Origin of the sequence: Pseudomonas sp. 67(2021) (assembly GCF_017491835.1) — a bacterium.
Taxonomy (GTDB): Bacteria; Pseudomonadota; Gammaproteobacteria; order Pseudomonadales; family Pseudomonadaceae; genus Aquipseudomonas; species Aquipseudomonas atacamensis.
Genome location: NZ_JAFGYL010000026.1, coordinates 15,324 through 34,703, shown reverse-complemented (window position 1 = coordinate 34,703; position 19,380 = coordinate 15,324). Strand labels below are relative to the sequence as shown.

The window sequence follows — 19,380 nt, the reverse complement described above, 5'->3', positions numbered from 1 at the left end:
TGAAGAAATCCGGTCAAGTGCTGAAATAGCGCACGATCAACGCGATGCCGCTAGCCAGCACCAGCCACGTCACCAGCCGCACAAACGCCTCGCGCGACAACCTCATGGTCAGCCGCCGGCCGATCCACAAGCCCAGCGCCATCGCCGGCAACAGACACAGCGCCAGCATCAACAAGGGTAGCTCGGCATACACACCGGCGATGACAAACAGACTCAAGCGCACCACGGTGCTGCAACTGATCAAGGCACTTTGCGTGGCCCGCGCCGCGTCCTTGGGCAGGCGGCTGTTCAGATAGATCGCGTAAAGAAAGCCGCCACTGCCAAACAACGCTCCGAACAACCCGCCCACTGTGCCCATCGGCACCGCCCACGCCGCCGACAACTGTGCAGGCCGCGCTTTCACCCACAGGCTGTAAACCGCATAGGCGCTGATAAACAGCCCCATCAACAGCAGTAACAGATCGGATTTCACATTCAGCAGGAAGATCACCCCCAACGTGCAGCCGATCGCCATGCACGGCAGCAGCCTGAGCAATTCCGGCTTGGCGACGTCGCGCCGCGAGGGCAGCAGATTGCCGAATGCCGCGACGAAATCGAGCAGCACCAGCAGCGGCACGATTTTCGACAGTGGCATGAACAGGATCAGCATCGGCCCCGCGACCAGCGCCGTGCCGAAACCGGCGATGCCGAATACGATGTAGGCCAAGGCAATGGCCACACCGATGACCGCCCAACCGCCCGCGCCCCACGACCACGCCCCCAACAGCTCCATCATGCTCATCGTCCGCATCCTTTATAAGACCGCGCTGACTGTAGCCAGTAGCGGGCAGCACGACCAGATATCAAATTGATCCCATGTGGGAGCGAGCCTGCTCGCGAAGGCGGAGTGTCATTCCCCGTTGTTGTCCGCTGACACAATGCTTTCGCGAGCAGGCTCGCTCCCACAGGGTTTTGTGCGGCGTCATGGTGATTGGCGGGCAAATGCCTTTAAACTGCGCCCCATGATTAAAGATCCCTTTGCAAGACTTGGCCTGGACCGTGAAGTCCTGACCGTCAGCCAGCTCAACGGCCGCGCGCGGGTGTTGCTTGAAGACGTGTTCAGCAACATCTGGGTCGAAGGCGAAATTTCCAACCTCGCACGTCCGGCGTCCGGCCACGTCTACTTCACCCTCAAGGACAGCGGCGCGCAGGTGCGTTGCGCGTTGTTCCGGCAGAACGCGGCCCGCGTGCGCCAAGCGTTGAAGGACGGTCTGGCGGTCAAGGTGCGCGGCAAGGTTTCGCTGTTCGAAGGCCGTGGCGACTATCAGCTGATCCTCGACACCGTGGAGCCGGCCGGTGACGGCGCGCTACGTCTGGCCTTCGATGCGCTGAAGGAAAAGCTCAGCGCCGAAGGCCTGTTCAGTGCCGAACGCAAAGTGCCGCTGCCCGCGCATCCGCAGCGCATCGGCATCATCAGTTCGCCAACCGGCGCGGTGATTCGCGACATCATCAGCGTATTCCGCCGCCGTGCGCCGCAGGTGCAACTGACCCTGATTCCGACCGCCGTACAGGGCCGCGAGGCCACCGCGCAAATCGTCCGCGCGCTGAAAATGGCCGATGCCCGTGGCTTTGACGCGCTGATCCTCGCCCGTGGGGGCGGCTCGCTGGAAGACCTCTGGTGCTTCAACGAAGAAGCCGTGGCGCGCGCGGTCGATGCCTGTGTCACACCGATCGTCAGCGCCGTCGGCCATGAAACCGATGTTTCGATCAGCGATTTTGTCGCCGATGTCCGCGCACCAACACCCTCGGCCGCCGCCGAACTGCTCGCCCCGGATTCCAGCCATCTGATCCGTCAGGTCGAGAGCCTGCACCGCCGTCTGGTGATGCGCATGCGTGATCGCTTGATGCGTGATCGCCTGCGTCTCGAAGGTATGGCCCGACGGTTGCGCCATCCCGGCGAACGTCTGCGCCAGCAGGCGCAGCGTCTGGATGATCTGGACATGCGCATGCGCCGCGCTTTCGAGCGCAGCCTCAATACCCGCCGCGAACGCCTGATCCGCCTGGAAACCCGTCTCGCCGGGCAACATCCGGGGCGCCAACTGGCCATGCTCCGCCAGCGCCTCGACAGCCTCGCCGAACGTTTGCCCCGGGCCATGCGCGATGCTCTGAAACAGCGTCGGCAGCAATTGCACAGTCAGATGCAGACCCTGCACGTGGTCAGCCCGTTGGCGACTCTCGGCCGTGGCTACAGCATTCTGCTCGACGAGCGTGGCCACGCGATCCGCAATTCTGCGCAGACCCACACCGGCCAGCGCCTGAAAGCCAAACTCGGCGAAGGCGAACTGCAAGTGCGCGTCGAGGACAATCACCTGACGCCCGTCACCCTCTCTTTACTGGACTGATCCATGCCGCGCTTTCTCGCTCCGCTGCTGTTGCTCTGCCTGACCTTCAACGCCCACGCCGACAGTTACATCACCCGGATGCTGAACAAACCGGTGCCGGGCGGCGTCGCCGTGGTGGATCTGGGCACTGCCGCGCAGGCGCCGAAAGCCACTTATCTGGGCAAACCGGTGCTGGTGGTCAAGGAGCAGAACAACTGGCTGGCGATCGTCGGCGTGCCGCTGACGGTCAAGCCCGGCGCGCAGCAGATCAGCAGTGGCGGGCGCAATCTGCCCTTCACCGTGGGCAGCAAGAAATATCCGGAACAGCACATCACCCTGAAGAACAAACAGCAGGTCAATCCGAACGCCGACAATCTCAAGCGCATTGAGGGCGAACTGGCGGAACAGATCGCGGCTTACCGCAGTTTCAGCCCGAACACGCCGAGCAATCTGCTGCTGGACAAACCGGTCAACGGGCCGCTGTCGAGCAAGTTCGGTGTGCGTCGTTTCTTCAATGGCGAAGAACGTAATCCTCATGCCGGTCTCGATTTCGCAGTGCCCGCGGGCACGCCGATCAAGACCCCGGCGGCGGGCAAGGTGATTCTGATCGGCAATTACTTCTTCAACGGCAACACGGTGTTCGTTGACCATGGCCAGGGCTTTATCAGCATGTTCTGCCACATGTCGAAGATCGACGTGAAGAACGGCCAGCAACTGGCCCGTGGCGCGGTGGTGGGCAAGGTCGGCGCGACTGGCCGCGCGACCGGGCCGCATATGCACTGGAACGTCAGCCTGAATGACGCGCGGGTGGATCCGGCGATTTTCATTGGTGCTTTCCAACCTTGAATATGTGTTGAGGCGACCGGCCTCTTCGCGAGCAGGCTCGCTCCCACACTGGATCTTATTCACAACAAAGATCCCCTGTGGGAGCGAGCCTGCTCGCGAAGGCGGCCTATAAAACACCGCAATACTCAATGAATCTCCAAAAACTTAATTGCGCCCCAATCTAGCCCCACGCAAACATCAACAACTTCCACCGCCTTAAGCGCAATAAATTCCTGCAAAATCCCGCTTTCCGGGTATTCCTCTCAATTTTTTCCGACTGCTTGCCATCCTTTCCCCTCGCGGTTAGGGTTGAAGCCATGAAAACCTCTCACACCCTCATTCAGCTTCGCCAGCACCGCAGCCTGTGCCTCGTCAGTGCACGACTGCCAGGCTGAATCGCTGCGCCTCGTCCCACGCTTTTCCAAGAACATTCGTTCAACCGGCAGGCCGCCTCTTTTCGGCCCAGACAACAAGGAATTTCCCGATGAGCATGCTCAAAGACCCGTCTTCGAAATACCGCGCGTTTCCCGTCATCAACCTGCCGGATCGCACTTGGCCGTCGAAGACCATCGATGCCGCGCCGATCTGGTGCAGCTCCGACCTGCGTGACGGCAACCAGTCGCTGATCGAGCCAATGGACGCGGCGAAGAAGCTGCGCTTCTGGAAAACCCTGGTGCAAGTCGGTGTGAAGGAAATCGAAGCATCGTTCCCCGCCGCGTCGCAAACCGACTTCGACTTCGTGCGTACCCTGATCGAAGAAGGCCACATCCCGGACGACACCACCATTCAGGTACTGACCCAGGGCCGTGAAGACCTGATCGAGCGCACCTTCGAATCCCTGCGCGGAGCGAAGAAAGCCATCGTTCACCTGTACAACGCCACCTCGCCTTCTTTCCGTCGCATCGTCTTCAACCAGGACAAGGACGGCATCAAAGCCATCGCGGTCAACGCTGCCAAGCTGTTCGTCAAATACGCAGCCATGCAGCCGGAAACCGAGTGGACCTTCGAATACTCGCCGGAAACCTTCAGCGCTACCGAGCTGGAATTCGCCAAGGAAGTCTGTGACGCCGTGATCGAGGTGTGGAACCCGACGCCTGAGCACAAAATGATCCTCAACCTGCCGGCCACCGTTGAATGCGCAACGCCGAACGTTTACGCCGACCAGATCGAGTGGTTCGGCCGCAACATCAACCGTCGTGACAGCGTGATCATCAGCCTGCACACCCACAACGACCGTGGCACCGGCGTCGCGGCCACCGAGCTGGGCCTGATGGCCGGCGCCGATCGCGTCGAAGGCTGCCTGTTCGGCAACGGCGAACGCACCGGTAACGTCGACCTCGTCACCGTCGCGCTGAACATGTACACCCAGGGCGTCGACCCTGAGCTGGACTTCTCCGACATCGACGGCGTGCGCAAAGTCGTCGAAGAGTGCAACCAGATCCAGGTGCACCCGCGTCATCCGTACGTTGGCGACCTGGTGCACACCGCGTTCTCCGGCTCGCACCAGGATGCGATCCGCAAGGGCTTCGCCCAGCAGAAACCGGACACCCTGTGGGAAGTGCCGTACCTGCCGATCGACCCGGCCGACATCGGTCGCAGCTACGAGGCGGTGATCCGCGTCAACAGCCAGTCGGGCAAGGGCGGCATCGCTTACTTGCTGGAGCAGGAATACGGCATCAGCCTGCCACGCCGCATGCAGATCGAGTTCAGCCAGGTGGTGCAGCGTGAGACCGATCGCCTGGGCCTGGAGATGACCGCCAAGCAGATTCACTCGCTGTTGATCAGTGAATACCTGCAAGCCAATACGCCGTACGCGCTGGTCAGCCATCGTTTGCAGGAAGAGAACGGCAACAGCGCCGTCGAAGTCGAAGTAGCCAGCAAAGGTCAGGGCGAAACCAACCTGCACTGGCGCGGCAAGGGCAACGGCGCGCTGGAAGCACTGGTCGCCGGCCTGCCGATTCCGGTGGAAATCATGGACTACAACGAACACGCAATCGGCGCGGGCACCAATGCCAAAGCAGCGGCCTACATCGAACTGCGGGTGAACGGTGAACGTGCGGTGCACGGCGTGGGTATCGATGAAAACATCACCACCGCCAGCTTCAAGGCATTGTTCAGCGCGCTGAATCGCTCGCTGAGCCAGCCAGAGGCAAAAGCAGCGTAATCGACCGCTGAAACGCGAAAGGCCCCGGGGTGCAAACTCCGGGGCCTTTTTTTGTCGATCAAAGGATGCGATCGTTCCCATGCTCCGCGTGGGAATGCCTCAAGGGACGCTCCGCGTCCAGTGACGCGGAGCGTCACGGGCTGCATTCCCACGCAGAGCGTGGGAATGATCGGCTGCGTTAGGTGAACTCGAAAGTGTCGGCATCCAGGTTCGCCGGAAAGCGCTCGCGATACGCCGACAACGGCGCCGCTTCCACAATCACCTTGAACACGCCATCCGCCTCCCCCGCCGCCAGCAACGTCTCGCCCTGGAAATCCAGCACCTGACTGTCGCCGGTATAGGCGAAGCCTTTGCCATCGCTGCCCACCCGATTTACCGCTGCCACGTAGCAGAGATTTTCAATCGCTCGTGCCGGCAGCAGGCGGTTCCAGTGCAGACGCCGTGCGCCCGGCCAATTGGCGGTGTACAGCAGCAGATCGGTGTCCTGCGCGTCCCTGCTCCACACCGGGAAGCGCAGGTCGTAGCAGATCAGCGGACGAATCCGCCACCCCTTGAGCTCGAACTGCACCTGCCGCTCGCCGGGCGTGTAATGGTTGTGCTCGCCGGCCATGCGGAACAGGTGCCGCTTGTCGTAATGCAGCACTTCGCCGTCTGGCCGCGCCCAGAGCAAGCGGTTGCGATGGCTGCCGTCAGCCGCCTGAATGATCACGCTGCCAGTGATGACCGCATCGAACTTCGCTGCCTGCGCCCGCAGCCATTTGCTGGTCGGGCCGTTTTCGGCTTCGGCGAGGGTTTCCGATTCCATCGAGAATCCGGTGGTGAACATCTCCGGCAGGATGATCAGATCGGCGCCCCTGGCCTGCTCCAGCAGCAGCTCGAAATGCTCGAGGTTGGCCTGGCGGTCGTGCCAGGCCAGGCTGGTCTGGATCAACGCCAGAGTCAGGTCTGGCAATGCACTCAGATCACGCATAGTTTCGCCGCCGCTTCACGCAGCGTCTCCTCGCGTTTGGCAAAGCACAGGCGTATCAGGCGCTGGCCTTGCGGTGGATGCTGGTAGAACACCGACACCGGAATGCTCGCGACACCGTGCTCGCGAGTCATCCACATCGCCATTTCGACATCATTCAGATCAGGACGGATCTGCGAATAATCGACCAATTGGAAATAAGTGCCGGTGACTCGGGTAAAACTGAAGCGCGACGGCGCGAGCAGATCGCAGAACAGATCGCGCTTGGCCTGATAGAAACCCGGCAGCTCTTCAACGTGCTCCGGGTGCTCGGCCATGTAATCGGCCAGCGCGTATTGCAGGGGCGTGACGCCACAGAAACTGACGTACTGATGGACCTTGCGCAGCTCGGCCGTCAGCGCTGGCGGGGCGACGACGTAGCCGGTTTTCCAGCCGGTGACGTGGTACGTCTTGCCGAACGAACTGACCACGAACGCGCGTTGATACAGCTCTTCATGGGCCAGCACGCTGACATGCGGCACGCCGTCGAAGACCAGGTGTTCGTAGACTTCGTCGCTGATCAGATAGATGTCGCGATCACGGATCAACGCCGCCAGTTGATCGAGCTCGGCGCGGCTGATCAATGCGCCGCTCGGGTTGTGCGGGGTGTTGATGACGATCATTTTCGTCCGCGGGCTCAGGGCCGCAGCGAGTTGATCGAAATCGATGGAGAAATCGACCGGATTCAGCTGCACATGCACGCAACGACCACCCGCCAGCTCCGTTGCCGGCGCGTAACTGTCGTAGCACGGATCGAAGACGATGACTTCATCGCCGCTGTGGATAACGGCCTGAATCGCGCAGAAGATCGCCTGGGTCGCGCCGGGCGTTACCGTCACTTCATGATCGGCATCGACAGTCACGCCGTAGCTGCGGGCGATCTTGGCCGCGATCTGCTGACGCAATGCCGGCAAACCGGTCATCGGCGAATACTGGTTATGGCCACTGGCGATATGCCGCCCGACCGCATCACGCAACGACTGCGGGCCGTCGAAATCCGGGAAACCCTGGGACAGGTTGATCGCGCCGGTCTGCGCCGCGAGCTGAGACATCTGCGTGAAAATAGTGATGCCGACATTCGGCAGCTTGCTGGTGATCATCGGAGGCCCCTTGCAGGTGAGCTGCAAGTTTCAAGCGTCAAGCTGCAAGCTGCAAGCAAAAACCCGCGCCCACAAAAAAGGGCTTCATACGAAGCCCTCTCTGCTTTACCGCTTTTACTTGCAGCTTGCAGCTTGAAACTCGCAGCTGCTTCTATTTCTTGTCGCGGCGCTTCTTGCTGGCTTTCTTGTTGTGCGACATCAAGCGACGCTTCTTGTTGACCTGGCGGTCGGTCAGCGTGTTCTTGTTGCCTTCGTACGGGTTCTCGCCGCCCTTGAACTCGATGCGGATCGGCGTACCGACCAGCTTGAGTACACGACGGTAAGTGTTTTCCAGATAACGCACGTACGACTTCGGCACTTTCTCGATCTGGTTACCGTGGATCACGATGATCGGCGGGTTCGCACCACCGAGGTGAGCGTAACGCAGCTTGATCCGGCGGTTGTTGACCATTGGCGGCGCGTGCTCGCCCACCGCATCTTCCAGAATCTGGGTGAGTCGGTTGGTCGGCCAGCGGGTCACAGCGGACTTGAACGAGTTCTGCACCGAAGCGTAGAGGTTGCCCACGCCCGTGCCGTGCAGGGCCGAGATGAAGTGAATGTCGGCGTAGTCGACGAAGAACAGCCGGCGTTGCAGCTCGACTTTGACGAAGTCGCGCTCGCTCGGCGTCATGCCGTCCCACTTGTTGATCGCGATGACCAGCGCACGACCGGATTCGATCGCGAAGCCCAGCAGGTTCAGGTCGTGATCGACCACACCCTCGCGGGCGTCCATGACGAAGATCACCACGTTGGCGTCTTTGATCGCCTGCAGGGTTTTGACCACGGAGAATTTTTCGACTTCTTCGTGGATCTTGCCGCGCTTGCGCACACCGGCGGTGTCGATCAGCGTGTACTTCTCTTCATTGCGCTCGAACGGAATGTAGATGCTGTCGCGGGTGGTGCCCGGCTGGTCATACACGATGACGCGGTCTTCACCGAGCATGCGGTTGACCAAGGTCGACTTGCCGACGTTCGGACGACCGATGATGGCGATCTTGATCCCGTCTTTTTCGCTCGGACCAGGAATGCGCTTGGCTTCCTCGCCTTCGGCAACGACTTCTTCCTCTTCGCCTTCAGCCGGCTCGTCATCATCGCGCGGGAATTCGCTCAGAGCGGCCTCCAGCAATTGCGTGATGCCACGGCCATGGGCGCCGGCGATCGGGATCGCGTGGCCCATGCCCAGCGGGGCGAATTCGGCGCGGGCCATTTCCGGGTCGATGTTGTCGACCTTGTTGGCCACCACGTGGGAACGCTTGTTACGTTTGCGCAAATGCTCGGCGATCATCTGGTCGGCAGCGGTAAAACCGGCCTTGGCATCTACCAGAAACAGCACCACATCGGCTTCTTCGATGGCCAGCAGCGACTGCTCGGCCATTTTTTCGTCCATACCATGTTCGTCACCGGAGATACCGCCGGTGTCGATCAGAATGTAGGAACGCCCTTGCCACTTGGCCTCACCGTACTGGCGATCACGGGTCAGACCGGACAGGTCGCCGACGATGGCGTCACGAGTCCTGGTCAGGCGGTTGAACAAGGTGGACTTGCCGACGTTCGGTCGGCCCACCAGGGCGATTACGGGAACCATGCGGCTCTCCACTTCGTTATTTCAGAAAATACAAAAGCCGCTGCGAGGCAGCGGCTGGTGCTCGGGGCAACACCCGGGGGCGCTGCAAACCCTGCTGATGCAGGGCCGCTTGGGGATGAACCCCAAGCATAGTTGTTACTTGATGGTCAGGGCTTCCAGTTTGCCGCTGTTGCCATACACATAAATCGTGTCGCCCACCACCAGCGGACGGGCACGCAGGCCGTCGCTGTCGATGCGCTCACGGCCGACGAAACGACCGTCGACCTGACTCAGCAGATGCAGATAACCTTCCAGGTCACCCACAGCTACGTAGCTGGAGAACACTTCCGGTGCCGACAGTTGACGGCGAGCCAGCGAGTCGTTGCTCCACAGTGCGGTGGTGGAACGCTCGTCGACGCCTTCAACGGTGCCCGAAGACAGGCTCACGTAGACGCTGCCGAAACCTTGAGCGATACCGGCGTAGCTCGACGCATCGCGCTGCCACAGTTGACGACCGCTTTCCAGGTCCAGTGCCGCAACGCGACCCTGATAACTGGCCACATACAGCGTGCCGCCGGACAGCAGCAGACCGCCGTCGATGTCGACCACGCGCTCCAGTTCCGAACGACCCTGTGGAATGGCGATGCGTTGTTCCCACACCGGCACGCCGTTGGAGATGTCCAGCGCGACCACTTTACCGGTCGACAGGCCAGCTACCGCCAGACGGTTGGTGACCAGCGGAGCACTGGTGCCACGCAGGGTCAGGACCGCCGGGGTGCTGTCATACACCCAGCGCTGGTTGCCGGTGGCAGCGTCCAGACCGATCAGACGATCGTCCTGGGTCTGCACAACGACCACGTCGCCATTGTTGGCCGGCGGCGCGAGGACTTCACTGTTGACGCGGGCACGCCACTTCTCTTCACCGTTGCTGGTGTCCAGAGCGACGACTTCGCCACGCAGGGTACCGATCAGTACCAGACCGTAACCCACGCCAACGGCGCCGGAGACAGGCAGTTCCAGATCCTGGTCCCACTTCACGTCGCCGTTGCTGCGATCCAGCGCCATTACCACACCGGTCACATCAGCGGCGTAGATGGTGTCACCGTCGATCGCCGGCACCAGCATGTTGTAGGTCTCGCCCTGACCGTCACCGATCGAGCGGCTCCACTGCTTCTGCAGAACGACTTCTTCTTTGAAGTCGGTCAATTCGGCCGGTGGCAATTCTTTCTTGCTGTTGCTGCTGCAACCCGCGGCCAGAAGGGCCAGAGCCAGCAATGCTGCATGCTTCCAACGGATCACGTCACGCATCCCCTTTGGACAGGTCGTCGAGCTTGATTTGAAGGCCACCGACCGCCGCTTCATCCGACAGTGCCGCCTTGGCTTTTTGATACGCCTTGTTCGCGTCATCGGTACGGCCCAAGCGCACCAGCAGGTCGCCCTTGAGTTCTTCGCGAGTGGCCAGGAACGCTTTGTCGGCATCGCCGTCGAGCAGTTTCAGGGCGTCTTCGGCCTTGTCCTGCGCGCCCAGCACCTGCGCCAGACGCTGACGGGCGATTTCGCCCAGCGCCGGGTTGGCCGGCTTGTCGACGATGGCTTTGAGTTCGGTTGCCGCGTCGTCCAGCTTGCCGCTGTCGACCGCTACTTTGGCGACGAACAGGCTGCCGTACTGCGCGTAGGCCGAACCGCCGTATTCGCTGTTGAGCTTGCCGGCCAGATCCGCAACGCGGGCGGCATCAGGCTTGCCGTCAGGCGTCAGCGTGGTTTCCAGCAATTGCTGATAGAGCACCGAGGCGCCTTGCGACTGGTTGCTCTGGTATTTGTGATATGCCTGCCAGCCGAACACGATGACCAGCGCCAACAGGCCGCCGGTGACCAGAGGTTTGCCGTTGCGTGTCCACCAGTCCTTCAAATCCGCCAACTGTTCGTCTTCGGTACTCGACACCCCAATACTCCTTAATCGCTAAATCGGCTGTTAAGACAGCTTCAACCCTGCACGACGCAGGTGGCCAGGTGAGCGGCGAGCGCATCCCAGGCAATGCTTTGTTGTTCGCCCTGGCCACGCAGGGGTTTGAAACCTACCACTTGCTGGGCCATTTCGTCGTCACCGAGGATCAATGCGTACAGCGCACCGCTCTTGTCGGCCTTCTTGAACTGGCTTTTGAAACTGCCGGCGCCGGCATTGACTTGCAGGCGCAGGTTTGGAAGTTCATCGCGAACCCGTTCAGCCAGGGCCAGACCGGCCAGCTCGGCCTCTTCACCGAAGGCGCAGAGGTAGACGTCGACCTGACGGGAAATTTCCTGCGGGATCTGCTCGAGGGTTTCGAGCATCAACACCAGACGCTCGATGCCCATGGCGAAACCGACGCCCGGGGTTGGCTTGCCGCCCATCTGCTCGACCAGACCGTCGTAACGGCCGCCCGCGCACACGGTGCCCTGGGCGCCGAGCTTGTCGGTGACCCATTCGAAAACGGTTTTGCTGTAGTAATCGAGGCCACGCACCAGTTTCGGGTTGAGCACGTAAGGAATGCCGACGGCATCCAGACGCGCCTTCAGGCCTTCGAAGTGAGCGCGGGACTCGTCGTCGAGGTAGTCGGCCATTTTCGGCGCATCGACCAGCACGGCCTGGGTGTCGGCATTTTTCGTGTCGAGCACGCGCAGCGGGTTGGTTTTCAGACGACGCTGGCTGTCTTCGTCGAGCTTGTCGTGGTGCGCCGAGAGGTACTCGACCAGCGCTTCACGATAGCGACCACGGGATTCGCTGGTGCCGAGGCTGTTGAGTTCGAGCTTGACCGCATCACGGATGCCCAGCTCGCCCCACAGGCGCCAGGTCATGATGATCAGCTCGGCGTCGATGTCCGGACCGTCGAGGTTGAACACTTCCAGACCGATCTGGTGGAACTGGCGATAACGGCCTTTCTGCGGACGCTCGTGGCGGAACATCGGGCCGATGTACCAGAGTTTCTGCACCTGACCGCCGCCGGTGATGCCGTGCTCGAGCACTGCACGTACGCAGGCTGCGGTGCCTTCCGGGCGCAGGGTCAGCGAGTCGCCGTTGCGGTCTTCGAAGGTGTACATCTCTTTTTCGACGATATCGGTGACTTCGCCGATCGAGCGCTTGAACAGCTCGGTGAACTCGACGATGGGCATGCGGATCTGCTTGTAACCGTAGTTATCCAGCAGACGCGCCACGGTGCCTTCGAAATAACGCCACAGCGGGGTCTGTTCGGGCAGGATGTCGTTCATGCCACGAATGGCTTGCAGAGACTTGCTCACAAAATTTCCTTAATTCGTTCGATCAGCCGCGCGCGATAACGGCAGCGTCAGCTTCGACCTTTTCGGCCGCCTTCTGGCGGATCAGCTTTTCCAGCTCGTCCACCAGATTGTCATTCGTCAGCTTCTGCGACGGCTTGCCGTCGATGTAAATCAGGTTGGGCGTGCCGCCGGTCAAGCCGATATGGGCTTCCTTGGCTTCGCCGGGGCCGTTGACCACGCAACCGATGACCGCGACATCCAGCGGCACCAGCAGGTCTTCAAGGCGCCCTTCCAGCTCGTTCATGGTTTTCACCACATCGAAGTTCTGCCGCGAGCAGCTCGGGCAGGCGATGAAGTTGATGCCACGGGAACGCAGATGCAAAGACTTGAGAATGTCGTAACCGACCTTCACTTCCTCGACCGGGTCGGCCGCCAGCGAGATGCGGATAGTATCGCCAATCCCTTCGGCGAGCAGCATACCTAGGCCCACGGCGGATTTCACCGTGCCCGAACGCAAACCGCCAGCTTCGGTGATGCCCAAGTGCAGCGGCTGAACGATTTCTTTCGCCAGCAAGCGGTAGGCTTCGACGGCCATGAACACGTCAGAGGCTTTCACGCTGACCTTGAAGTCCTGGAAATTCAAGCGTTCGAGATGTTCAACGTGGCGCAGCGCGGATTCAACCAGCGCCGCCGGGGTCGGCTCGCCGTATTTCTTTTGAAGGTCTTTTTCCAGGGAACCGGCATTGACGCCGATGCGGATCGGAATACCGCGATCACGGGCCGCATCGACCACGGCACGCACACGATCTTCACGACCGATGTTGCCCGGATTGATACGCAGGCAATCCACACCCAGTTCGGCCACGCGCAAGGCGATTTTGTAGTCGAAGTGGATGTCAGCCACCAACGGCACTTTGACCAGTTGCTTGATCTTGCCGAACGCCTCGGCGGCGTCCATGTCCGGCACCGAGACGCGAACGATGTCGACGCCGGCGGCTTCCAGACGATTGATCTGCGCCACGGTCGCAGCGACATCATTGGTATCGCTGTTGGTCATGCTCTGCACAGCGATCGGCGCGTCGCCGCCCACCGGTACGTTGCCGACCCAGATCTTGCGCGATTCGCGACGTTTGATTGGAGATTCGCCGTGCATGACTTATTGACCCAACTTCAGGCGAGCAGTCTCGCCACTGGTGAACGGAGCGATATCGACCGGTTGGCCGTTGTAGCTGACCTGTGCTGCGCGGGCAACGCCCAGACGCACATTGAGCGGCGGTTTGCCGGAAACGGTCACGCTGTCGCCTTTATGCTTCAGACCACTGAAAATCACTTTGCCACGGCCATCGGTCACCTGTGCCCAGCAATCGCCGGTGAACTGCAATTGCACCTGGCCTTCGCCGGCAACCGGAGCAGCTGCTTCAGCGCTTGGCGCTTGGGCGACCGGCGCGGTCGGGGCAGGTGTCGCTGGGACATTCGGCGCTGGAGTGGCCGGAGCCGCCACCACTGGCGCAGGCGTCTGTGCCGGTGCGCTTGGCGCAACTGCCGGGGCAGCCGGCTCGGCTGCTGGCGCAGCAGATTCGGCGCCGGTGGATTCAGCACTGGTTTCCGACTGCGGCAAGGCCAGCGATGTCGAATTGTCAGCCTGATTTTCGGCGACAGCCTGGTCTTCCGGCTCGTCGATCGGGTGGATCTGCGTGGTGCCGTCAGCGCCTTCGACTTCGACGTGCTCCGGTGCGAGGCTGGTCAGATCGCGGGTGCGCTGCGAGGTCTGATCCTGCCACCAGACGAATCCGCCGCCGATGACCGCGATCAGCAGCAACAGGCTGACGATACGCAAAATGGTGTGGGAAACCCGCACCGGCTCTTCGATACGACCGAGGGCGTGAACGTTGCTGCCCTGGGAGTCGGTGCCGGTGGACTGGTCGAACTGCTGAACCAGAACGGTCTGGTCCATGCCGAGCAATTTGGCATAGGCGCGAATGTAACCGCGAGCGAAGGTATGCCCCGGCAGCTTGTCGAAAGCGCCGGCTTCAAGATTGCTCAGGGATGTCACGGTGAGGTTGAGCTTGAGGGCCACTTCGGCCAGCGACCAGCCATTGCTTTCGCGGGCCTGGCGCAGGGTCTCACCGGGATTTACGCGATTCGCTGCTACAACTTCGGGATGCGCCGCTTTCATCATTGCTCCGACAGGTATTGCTGATATTCCGGCGTACCGGGATAGAGTCGTTTTAATAGCAGACCGTAACTGGCTGCCTTGTCGCGATCTTCAAACACTTTTGCCAGCCGAACGCCGAGCAATAGACTACGTGCATTTTGTTCGGTGAGCTGGCTGAAACGGTCGTAATAGTCACGCGCGGGCACATAATGCCTGTCTTCGAAGGACAACTCAGCCATTTCCAGCAATGCGCGTGGTTGTTGGCGATTCAGGCGCAGGGCTTTTTCCAGCTGTTGCTGGGCCAGATCACGCTGGCCAAGCTTGGCGGCGGTCATGCCGAGGTTTTCGAAGACCCGCGAGCGCTCAGGATACAGGGTATCGGCGGCCGCTTGTTCAAAACGCTCGTAGGCTTCCTTGTAGCGCTGTTCTTCGTAGAGAAAACTGCCGTAGTTGTTGAGGATGCGCGCATCGGCGGGACGTGAGGACAGGGCCTTGCGAAAGTGCTCGTCGGCCAGTGCCGGCTCCATCTCGGCCTGAAACACCAGACCGAGGGCCGCATTGGCGTCGGGGTCGGAACCGTCCAGCTCAAGCGCTTTCTTCAATGGCACCTTGGCGCGCTCGGTCATGCCTTGCTGCAGATAGCCCAGCCCCAGCTGCACGTAGGCAGCCCGCGCTTCATCGCGGCCCTTGCTGGTCTTCATCGGGTTGTAGTCACCCGACAGGACACAACCAGCACACAGGCTGGCCAACAGCAACAGCAGCGCAAAGCGCAGGGACATAGAGATCCTCTCTTAGTTAGTGTTCGCGGCGTTCTGTGCCAGATCGCTGTCGGCGCTCAACTCGCGCACGGCGATGTAACGTTCGCTGCGACGGGTGCGATCCAGCACCTGCCCTACCAATTGACCACATGCGGCATCGATGTCTTCACCACGGGTGGTGCGCACGGTGACGTTGAAACCGGCCTGATGCAACTGATCCTGGAAGCGGCGGATGGCATTGTTGCTCGGCCGCTCGTACCCGGAGTGCGGGAACGGGTTGAACGGGATCAGGTTGATCTTGCACGGGATATCTTTAAGCAACTCGATCATTTCCACCGCGTGCTCAAGCTTGTCGTTGACGTCCTTGAGCAAGGTGTACTCGATGGTCAGCACACGTTTCTCGCCAAGGGCGGACATGTAGCGCTGGCACGACTCGAGCAGCATCTTAAGCGGATATTTCTTGTTGATCGGCACCAATTGGTTACGCAATGCGTCATTCGGTGCGTGCAGGGACAACGCCAGGGATACGTCGATGTGCTTGGCCAGCTCATCAATCATCGGCACCACACCCGAGGTGGACAGGGTCACGCGGCGCTTGGAGATCCCGTAGCCGAGGTCATCCATCATCAGATGCATGGCGGCGACGACGTTGTCGAAGTTCAGCAACGGCTCGCCCATGCCCATCATCACCACGTTGGTGATGGCGCGGTCGACGGTGGCCGGGACGCTGCCGAAAGATTTGTTGGCAATCCACACCTGACCGATGACTTCGGCGGCGGTGAGGTTGCTGTTGAAGCCTTGCTTGCCGGTGGAGCAGAAACTGCAATCCAGGGCACAGCCTGCCTGGGACGAAACGCACAAGGTGCCGCGCTTGCCCTGGGGAATGTACACGGTCTCGACGCAGCTGCCGGACGCCACGCGAACCACCCATTTACGGGTGCCGTCGCTGGAGATGTCCTCGCTGACCACTTCCGGACCACGCACTTCAGCAATGGCCTTGAGCTTGTCGCGCAAGGCTTTGCTGACGTTCGTCATGGCGTCGAAATCATCGACGCCAAAGTGGTGAATCCATTTCATTACCTGACCGGCACGGAAACGCTTCTCCCCGATTGAGTCGAAGAATTTTTCCATTTCCGGCTGGGTCAGACCCAGCAGGTTTGTTTTAACAGTCGATGTAGTCATGGATTCACCTTCACTCTGCAAGCAATGCTTAGCGAGTGGTTACTTCAGTAGCTGCGAAGAAGTAAGCGATTTCGCGAGCGGCAGCAGCTTCGGAGTCCGAACCGTGAACGGCGTTGGCGTCGATCGATTCAGCGAAGTCAGCACGGATGGTGCCTGGAGCAGCTTCTTTAGGGTTGGTAGCGCCCATCAGCTCACGGTTGCGAGCGATAGCGTTTTCGCCTTCCAGAACCTGAACGACAACCGGACCGGAAGTCATGAAAGCAACCAGGTCACCGAAGAAACCGCGCTCGCTGTGCTCAGCGTAGAAGCCTTCGGCTTCGGCTTTGGACAGTTGCTTCAGTTTCGAAGCTACAACGCGCAGGCCAGCGTCTTCGAAGCGAGTGGTGATCTTGCCGATCACGTTTTTAGCAACGGCGTCAGGCTTGATGATGGAGAAAGTACGTTGAACAGCCATGGTGTAACTCCAGAAACGGTAATTTGCGAAAAATTAAACCCGCGAATTATACGCGGGTTCTTGGGTATTGCCTAACCTGCGAGACGATCAGTCCAATTCTGCGGCCCAGAGCTCCTGAACCGCTTCGAGCACCTTCTCGCCGACCCGGCCGGAAGTAGCATCGAAGTCAGGCAGTTCAAGAATCATCTGCTGCAAACGGACAAAACCTACAGAGTACGGGTCGAGTCCCTCGTGGGCCTCGGCCAGCTCTTCTGCAATGCGTTGAACATCATTCCAACCGTAGCTCATGACAGTCTTACCAGTCAGTGCGGCGCTTCGGCCGCATGGTTAAGCGAATATTTCGGAATCTCGACGGTGAGGTCTTCCTCACCGACGATGGCCTGGCAAGCCAGACGCGATTGCGCCTCAAGGCCCCAGGCACGGTCGAGGAAGTCTTCTTCCAGCTCGTCGGCCTCTTCCAGCGAGTCGAAACCCTCGCGGATGATGCAATGGCACGTGGTGCAGGCGCAGACGCCGCCGCATGCGCTTTCCATCTCGATATGGTGTTCGTGGGCCAGCTCGAGAATCGATGTGCCGGGCGCAGCCTCGACCACCATGCCCTCAGGGCAGAACTTCTCGTGGGGCAGAAAAATGACCTGCGGCATCAGATATCCTCGATTTCATTCAGGTTGCGCCCCGACAGAGCGGCTTTCACCGTCAGATCCATGCGGCGGGCAGCAAAAGCATCGGTCACTTGCGACAGACGTTTGGTCTGCTGCTCGATGGCGTAACCATCGGTACCTTTCATCAGTTCGGCCAGTTCCTGCATTTGCAGTTCGATAACCATGCGCTCTTCGGCGTCGAGCAAACGCTCGCCATCCGCCTCCAGCGCGCCCTGCACCGCTTCGAGCAGGCGCTGGGCATCGACTTGCTGCTCACGCAGAACACGGGCGACCTTGTCGTCATTGGCGTGCTGGAACGAATCCTTGAGCATCTTGGCGATTTCGCCATCGGTCAGACCATAGGAAGGCTTGACCTGTATGCTCGCCTCAACGCCCGAACCCAACTCACGGGCAGACACGCTGAGCAGACCGTCGGCATCGACCTGGAAGGTCACGCGAATTTTCGCCGCACCGGCCACCATCGCCGGAATGCCGCGCAATTCGAAGCGAGCCAGAGAGCGGCAATCGCTGATCAGCTCGCGCTCACCCTGCAACACGTGGATCGCCATGGCCGACTGGCCGTCTTTATAGGTGGTGAAGTCCTGAGCGCGGGCGACGGGGATGGTGGTGTTGCGCGGAATCACCTTCTCCATCAGACCGCCCATGGTTTCCAAACCAAGGGAAAGCGGAATCACGTCGAGCAGCAGCAGTTCGCCGCCATCGCGCTTGTTGCCAGCCAGGGTGTCGGCCTGGATCGCGGCCCCGATGGCCACCACTTGATCCGGGTCGATTTCCGTCAAAGGCTGACGACCGAAGGCTTCGGCAACGGCTTCGCGAACGCGCGGCACACGGGTCGAACCGCCGACCATGACCACAGCGTGGACGTCTTCCAGTTCAATACCGGAATCGCGAACGGCGCGGCGGCAGGCTTTCAGGCTGCGCGCGACCATCGGTTCGATCAGCGCATCGAAGGCTTCACGGGTCAACTGGGCTTTCCAGTCGCCGTAAGCCACCTCAACGCTGGCGGCGTCGGTCAAAGCTTCTTTGGCCGCACAGGCAGTTTGCAGCAGATTGCGCTGTGCGCCCGGATCGAGATCGGCGGACAGGCCAGCGCTCTCAATGATCCAGCCGGCAATCGCGTGATCGAAGTCATCGCCGCCCAGCGCGCTGTCGCCGCCAGTGGCCAGAACTTCAAAGACGCCGCCAGTCAGACGCAGAATGGAAATATCGAAAGTACCGCCGCCCAGGTCATATATCGCCACCAGACCTTCAGCGTGCTGATCCAGACCGTAAGCCACCGCAGCCGCAGTCGGCTCGTTGAGCAGACGCAACACGTTAAGACCAGCGAGCTTGGCCGCATCTTTGGTGGCCTGACGCTGCGCATCGTCGAAGTAGGCAGGAACGGTGATCACCGCGCCAACCAGCTCGCCACCCAAGGTCGCCTCAGCGCGCTGACGCAGGACCTTGAGGATATCGGCGGAGACTTCAACCGGGCTTTTCGGGCCTTGCACGGTATCGATGAACGGCATGTGCGATTCGCCGCCGACAAAGCGATACGGCAACTGCTCGCCCAATTGCTTGACGTCGGACAGACCACGACCCATCAAGCGCTTGACCGAGAGCACGGTGTTCAGGGGATCGGAGGCTGCTGCCAGCTTGGCGGACTCACCGACTTCGACGCGGTCGGCGTGATAACGCACGGCGGACGGCAGGATGACCTGCCCGTTGGCGTCGGCCAGCGGTTCGGAAAGACCACTGCGCAGCGCAGCGACCAGCGAATTGGTAGTACCCAAGTCGATGCCCACAGCCAGGCGACGCTGGTGCGGTTGAGGACTTTGGCCGGGTTCGGCGATCTGCAGTAGAGCCATGGTGATCAGGTC

Annotated in this window: 18 protein-coding genes; 3 read left to right on the top strand and 15 right to left on the bottom strand. The window is 60.7% G+C overall.

What is annotated here, in order from left to right; genetic code table 11:
- Positions 1-13 precede the first annotated feature (13 nt).
- Positions 14-781: a sulfite exporter TauE/SafE family protein gene (locus J5M66_RS23880; RefSeq protein ID WP_123444229.1), complete on the bottom strand. Its 768-nt coding sequence runs from the start codon at positions 779-781 to the stop codon at positions 14-16.
- 220 nt (positions 782-1,001) lie between these two features.
- On the opposite strand from J5M66_RS23880, the gene xseA reads away from it, so the two are divergent.
- The 3 genes from xseA (at position 1,002) to leuA (ending at position 5,349) form a co-directional block, all read left to right on the top strand.
- On the top strand, positions 1,002-2,381 hold the full coding sequence (gene xseA / locus J5M66_RS23875) for an exodeoxyribonuclease VII large subunit (protein ID WP_130903256.1): 1,380 nt from the start codon (positions 1,002-1,004) through the stop codon (positions 2,379-2,381).
- 3 nt (positions 2,382-2,384) lie between these two features.
- Positions 2,385-3,206 carry a peptidoglycan DD-metalloendopeptidase family protein gene (locus J5M66_RS23870; protein WP_130903257.1) on the top strand — a complete coding sequence of 274 codons (822 nt, stop codon included), beginning with the start codon at positions 2,385-2,387 and terminating at the stop codon, positions 3,204-3,206.
- Positions 3,207-3,669: 463 nt separating this feature from the next.
- Complete coding sequence (gene leuA / locus J5M66_RS23865) at positions 3,670-5,349, top strand: 2-isopropylmalate synthase (RefSeq protein WP_016773339.1); 1,680 nt, start codon at positions 3,670-3,672, stop codon at positions 5,347-5,349.
- 178 nt (positions 5,350-5,527) lie between these two features.
- Here leuA and J5M66_RS23860 read toward each other — a convergent pair whose 3' ends face one another.
- From J5M66_RS23860 to hscA, 14 genes are all read right to left on the bottom strand, one after another.
- A complete protein-coding gene (locus tag J5M66_RS23860) occupies positions 5,528-6,319 on the bottom strand; it encodes an amidohydrolase (protein WP_110603672.1) in 792 nt (263 codons plus the stop codon).
- Entirely contained in the window at positions 6,307-7,455 is a 1,149-nt protein-coding gene (locus J5M66_RS23855; protein WP_024014209.1) for a pyridoxal phosphate-dependent aminotransferase, read from the bottom strand. The genes J5M66_RS23860 and J5M66_RS23855 overlap by 13 nt, the downstream gene beginning before the upstream one ends.
- A gap of 151 nt (positions 7,456-7,606) precedes the next feature.
- Positions 7,607-9,079, bottom strand: coding sequence for a ribosome biogenesis GTPase Der (gene der, locus J5M66_RS23850; protein WP_024014210.1), 1,473 nt, complete (start codon positions 9,077-9,079; stop codon positions 7,607-7,609).
- A gap of 135 nt (positions 9,080-9,214) precedes the next feature.
- Positions 9,215-10,366, bottom strand: a complete 1,152-nt coding sequence (gene bamB, locus J5M66_RS23845; RefSeq protein ID WP_016773335.1) for an outer membrane protein assembly factor BamB — start codon at positions 10,364-10,366, stop codon at positions 9,215-9,217.
- The gene (locus tag J5M66_RS23840; RefSeq protein WP_207809301.1) at positions 10,359-11,000 is read right to left on the bottom strand and encodes a tetratricopeptide repeat protein; all 642 of its coding nucleotides are present in this window, start codon (positions 10,998-11,000) and stop codon (positions 10,359-10,361) included. The genes bamB and J5M66_RS23840 overlap by 8 nt, the downstream gene beginning before the upstream one ends.
- Before the next feature lie 41 nt (positions 11,001-11,041).
- Positions 11,042-12,331 carry a histidine--tRNA ligase gene (gene hisS / locus J5M66_RS23835; protein WP_024014212.1) on the bottom strand — a complete coding sequence of 430 codons (1,290 nt, stop codon included), beginning with the start codon at positions 12,329-12,331 and terminating at the stop codon, positions 11,042-11,044.
- A gap of 22 nt (positions 12,332-12,353) precedes the next feature.
- Positions 12,354-13,463, bottom strand: coding sequence for a flavodoxin-dependent (E)-4-hydroxy-3-methylbut-2-enyl-diphosphate synthase (gene ispG / locus J5M66_RS23830; protein WP_016773332.1), 1,110 nt, complete (start codon positions 13,461-13,463; stop codon positions 12,354-12,356).
- 3 nt (positions 13,464-13,466) lie between these two features.
- Complete coding sequence (locus J5M66_RS23825; protein ID WP_130888233.1) at positions 13,467-14,486, bottom strand: RodZ family helix-turn-helix domain-containing protein; 1,020 nt, start codon at positions 14,484-14,486, stop codon at positions 13,467-13,469.
- A complete protein-coding gene (gene pilW / locus J5M66_RS23820) occupies positions 14,486-15,244 on the bottom strand; it encodes a type IV pilus biogenesis/stability protein PilW (protein ID WP_123444222.1) in 759 nt (252 codons plus the stop codon). Before pilW ends, J5M66_RS23825 begins: the two co-directional genes overlap by 1 nt.
- 12 nt (positions 15,245-15,256) lie before the next feature.
- Entirely contained in the window at positions 15,257-16,405 is a 1,149-nt protein-coding gene (gene rlmN, locus J5M66_RS23815; RefSeq protein WP_024014215.1) for a 23S rRNA (adenine(2503)-C(2))-methyltransferase RlmN, read from the bottom strand.
- 28 nt (positions 16,406-16,433) lie between these two features.
- A complete protein-coding gene (gene ndk, locus J5M66_RS23810) occupies positions 16,434-16,859 on the bottom strand; it encodes a nucleoside-diphosphate kinase (protein WP_016773329.1) in 426 nt (141 codons plus the stop codon).
- An 87-nt stretch (positions 16,860-16,946) separates the two neighbouring features.
- A complete protein-coding gene (gene iscX / locus J5M66_RS23805; protein WP_016773328.1) occupies positions 16,947-17,147 on the bottom strand; it encodes a Fe-S cluster assembly protein IscX in 201 nt (66 codons plus the stop codon).
- Between the two features lie 14 nt (positions 17,148-17,161).
- Entirely contained in the window at positions 17,162-17,503 is a 342-nt protein-coding gene (gene fdx, locus J5M66_RS23800; RefSeq protein ID WP_016773327.1) for an ISC system 2Fe-2S type ferredoxin, read from the bottom strand.
- Complete coding sequence (gene hscA / locus J5M66_RS23795) at positions 17,503-19,368, bottom strand: Fe-S protein assembly chaperone HscA (protein WP_073473310.1); 1,866 nt, start codon at positions 19,366-19,368, stop codon at positions 17,503-17,505. Before hscA ends, fdx begins: the two co-directional genes overlap by 1 nt.
- Between the last annotated feature and the right edge of the window lie 12 nt (positions 19,369-19,380).

What these genes read in the sequence shown, in the direction of transcription:
- xseA (WP_130903256.1), top strand. Translation starts at nt 1,002, where the DNA reads ATGATTAAAGATCCCTTTGCAAGACTTGGCCTGGACCGTGAAGTCCTG.
- leuA (WP_016773339.1), top strand. Translation starts at nt 3,670, where the DNA reads ATGAGCATGCTCAAAGACCCGTCTTCGAAATACCGCGCGTTTCCCGTC.
- fdx (WP_016773327.1), bottom strand. Translation starts at nt 17,503, where the DNA reads ATGCCGCAGGTCATTTTTCTGCCCCACGAGAAGTTCTGCCCTGAGGGC.
- pilW (WP_123444222.1), bottom strand. Translation starts at nt 15,244, where the DNA reads ATGTCCCTGCGCTTTGCGCTGCTGTTGCTGTTGGCCAGCCTGTGTGCT.
- der (WP_024014210.1), bottom strand. Translation starts at nt 9,079, where the DNA reads ATGGTTCCCGTAATCGCCCTGGTGGGCCGACCGAACGTCGGCAAGTCC.
- ndk (WP_016773329.1), bottom strand. Translation starts at nt 16,859, where the DNA reads ATGGCTGTTCAACGTACTTTCTCCATCATCAAGCCTGACGCCGTTGCT.
- iscX (WP_016773328.1), bottom strand. Translation starts at nt 17,147, where the DNA reads ATGAGCTACGGTTGGAATGATGTTCAACGCATTGCAGAAGAGCTGGCC.
- J5M66_RS23825 (WP_130888233.1), bottom strand. Translation starts at nt 14,486, where the DNA reads ATGAAAGCGGCGCATCCCGAAGTTGTAGCAGCGAATCGCGTAAATCCC.
- J5M66_RS23870 (WP_130903257.1), top strand. Translation starts at nt 2,385, where the DNA reads ATGCCGCGCTTTCTCGCTCCGCTGCTGTTGCTCTGCCTGACCTTCAAC.
- J5M66_RS23880 (WP_123444229.1), bottom strand. Translation starts at nt 781, where the DNA reads ATGAGCATGATGGAGCTGTTGGGGGCGTGGTCGTGGGGCGCGGGCGGT.
- J5M66_RS23860 (WP_110603672.1), bottom strand. Translation starts at nt 6,319, where the DNA reads ATGCGTGATCTGAGTGCATTGCCAGACCTGACTCTGGCGTTGATCCAG.
- ispG (WP_016773332.1), bottom strand. Translation starts at nt 13,463, where the DNA reads ATGCACGGCGAATCTCCAATCAAACGTCGCGAATCGCGCAAGATCTGG.
- rlmN (WP_024014215.1), bottom strand. Translation starts at nt 16,405, where the DNA reads ATGACTACATCGACTGTTAAAACAAACCTGCTGGGTCTGACCCAGCCG.
- bamB (WP_016773335.1), bottom strand. Translation starts at nt 10,366, where the DNA reads ATGCGTGACGTGATCCGTTGGAAGCATGCAGCATTGCTGGCTCTGGCC.
- hscA (WP_073473310.1), bottom strand. Translation starts at nt 19,368, where the DNA reads ATGGCTCTACTGCAGATCGCCGAACCCGGCCAAAGTCCTCAACCGCAC.
- J5M66_RS23855 (WP_024014209.1), bottom strand. Translation starts at nt 7,455, where the DNA reads ATGATCACCAGCAAGCTGCCGAATGTCGGCATCACTATTTTCACGCAG.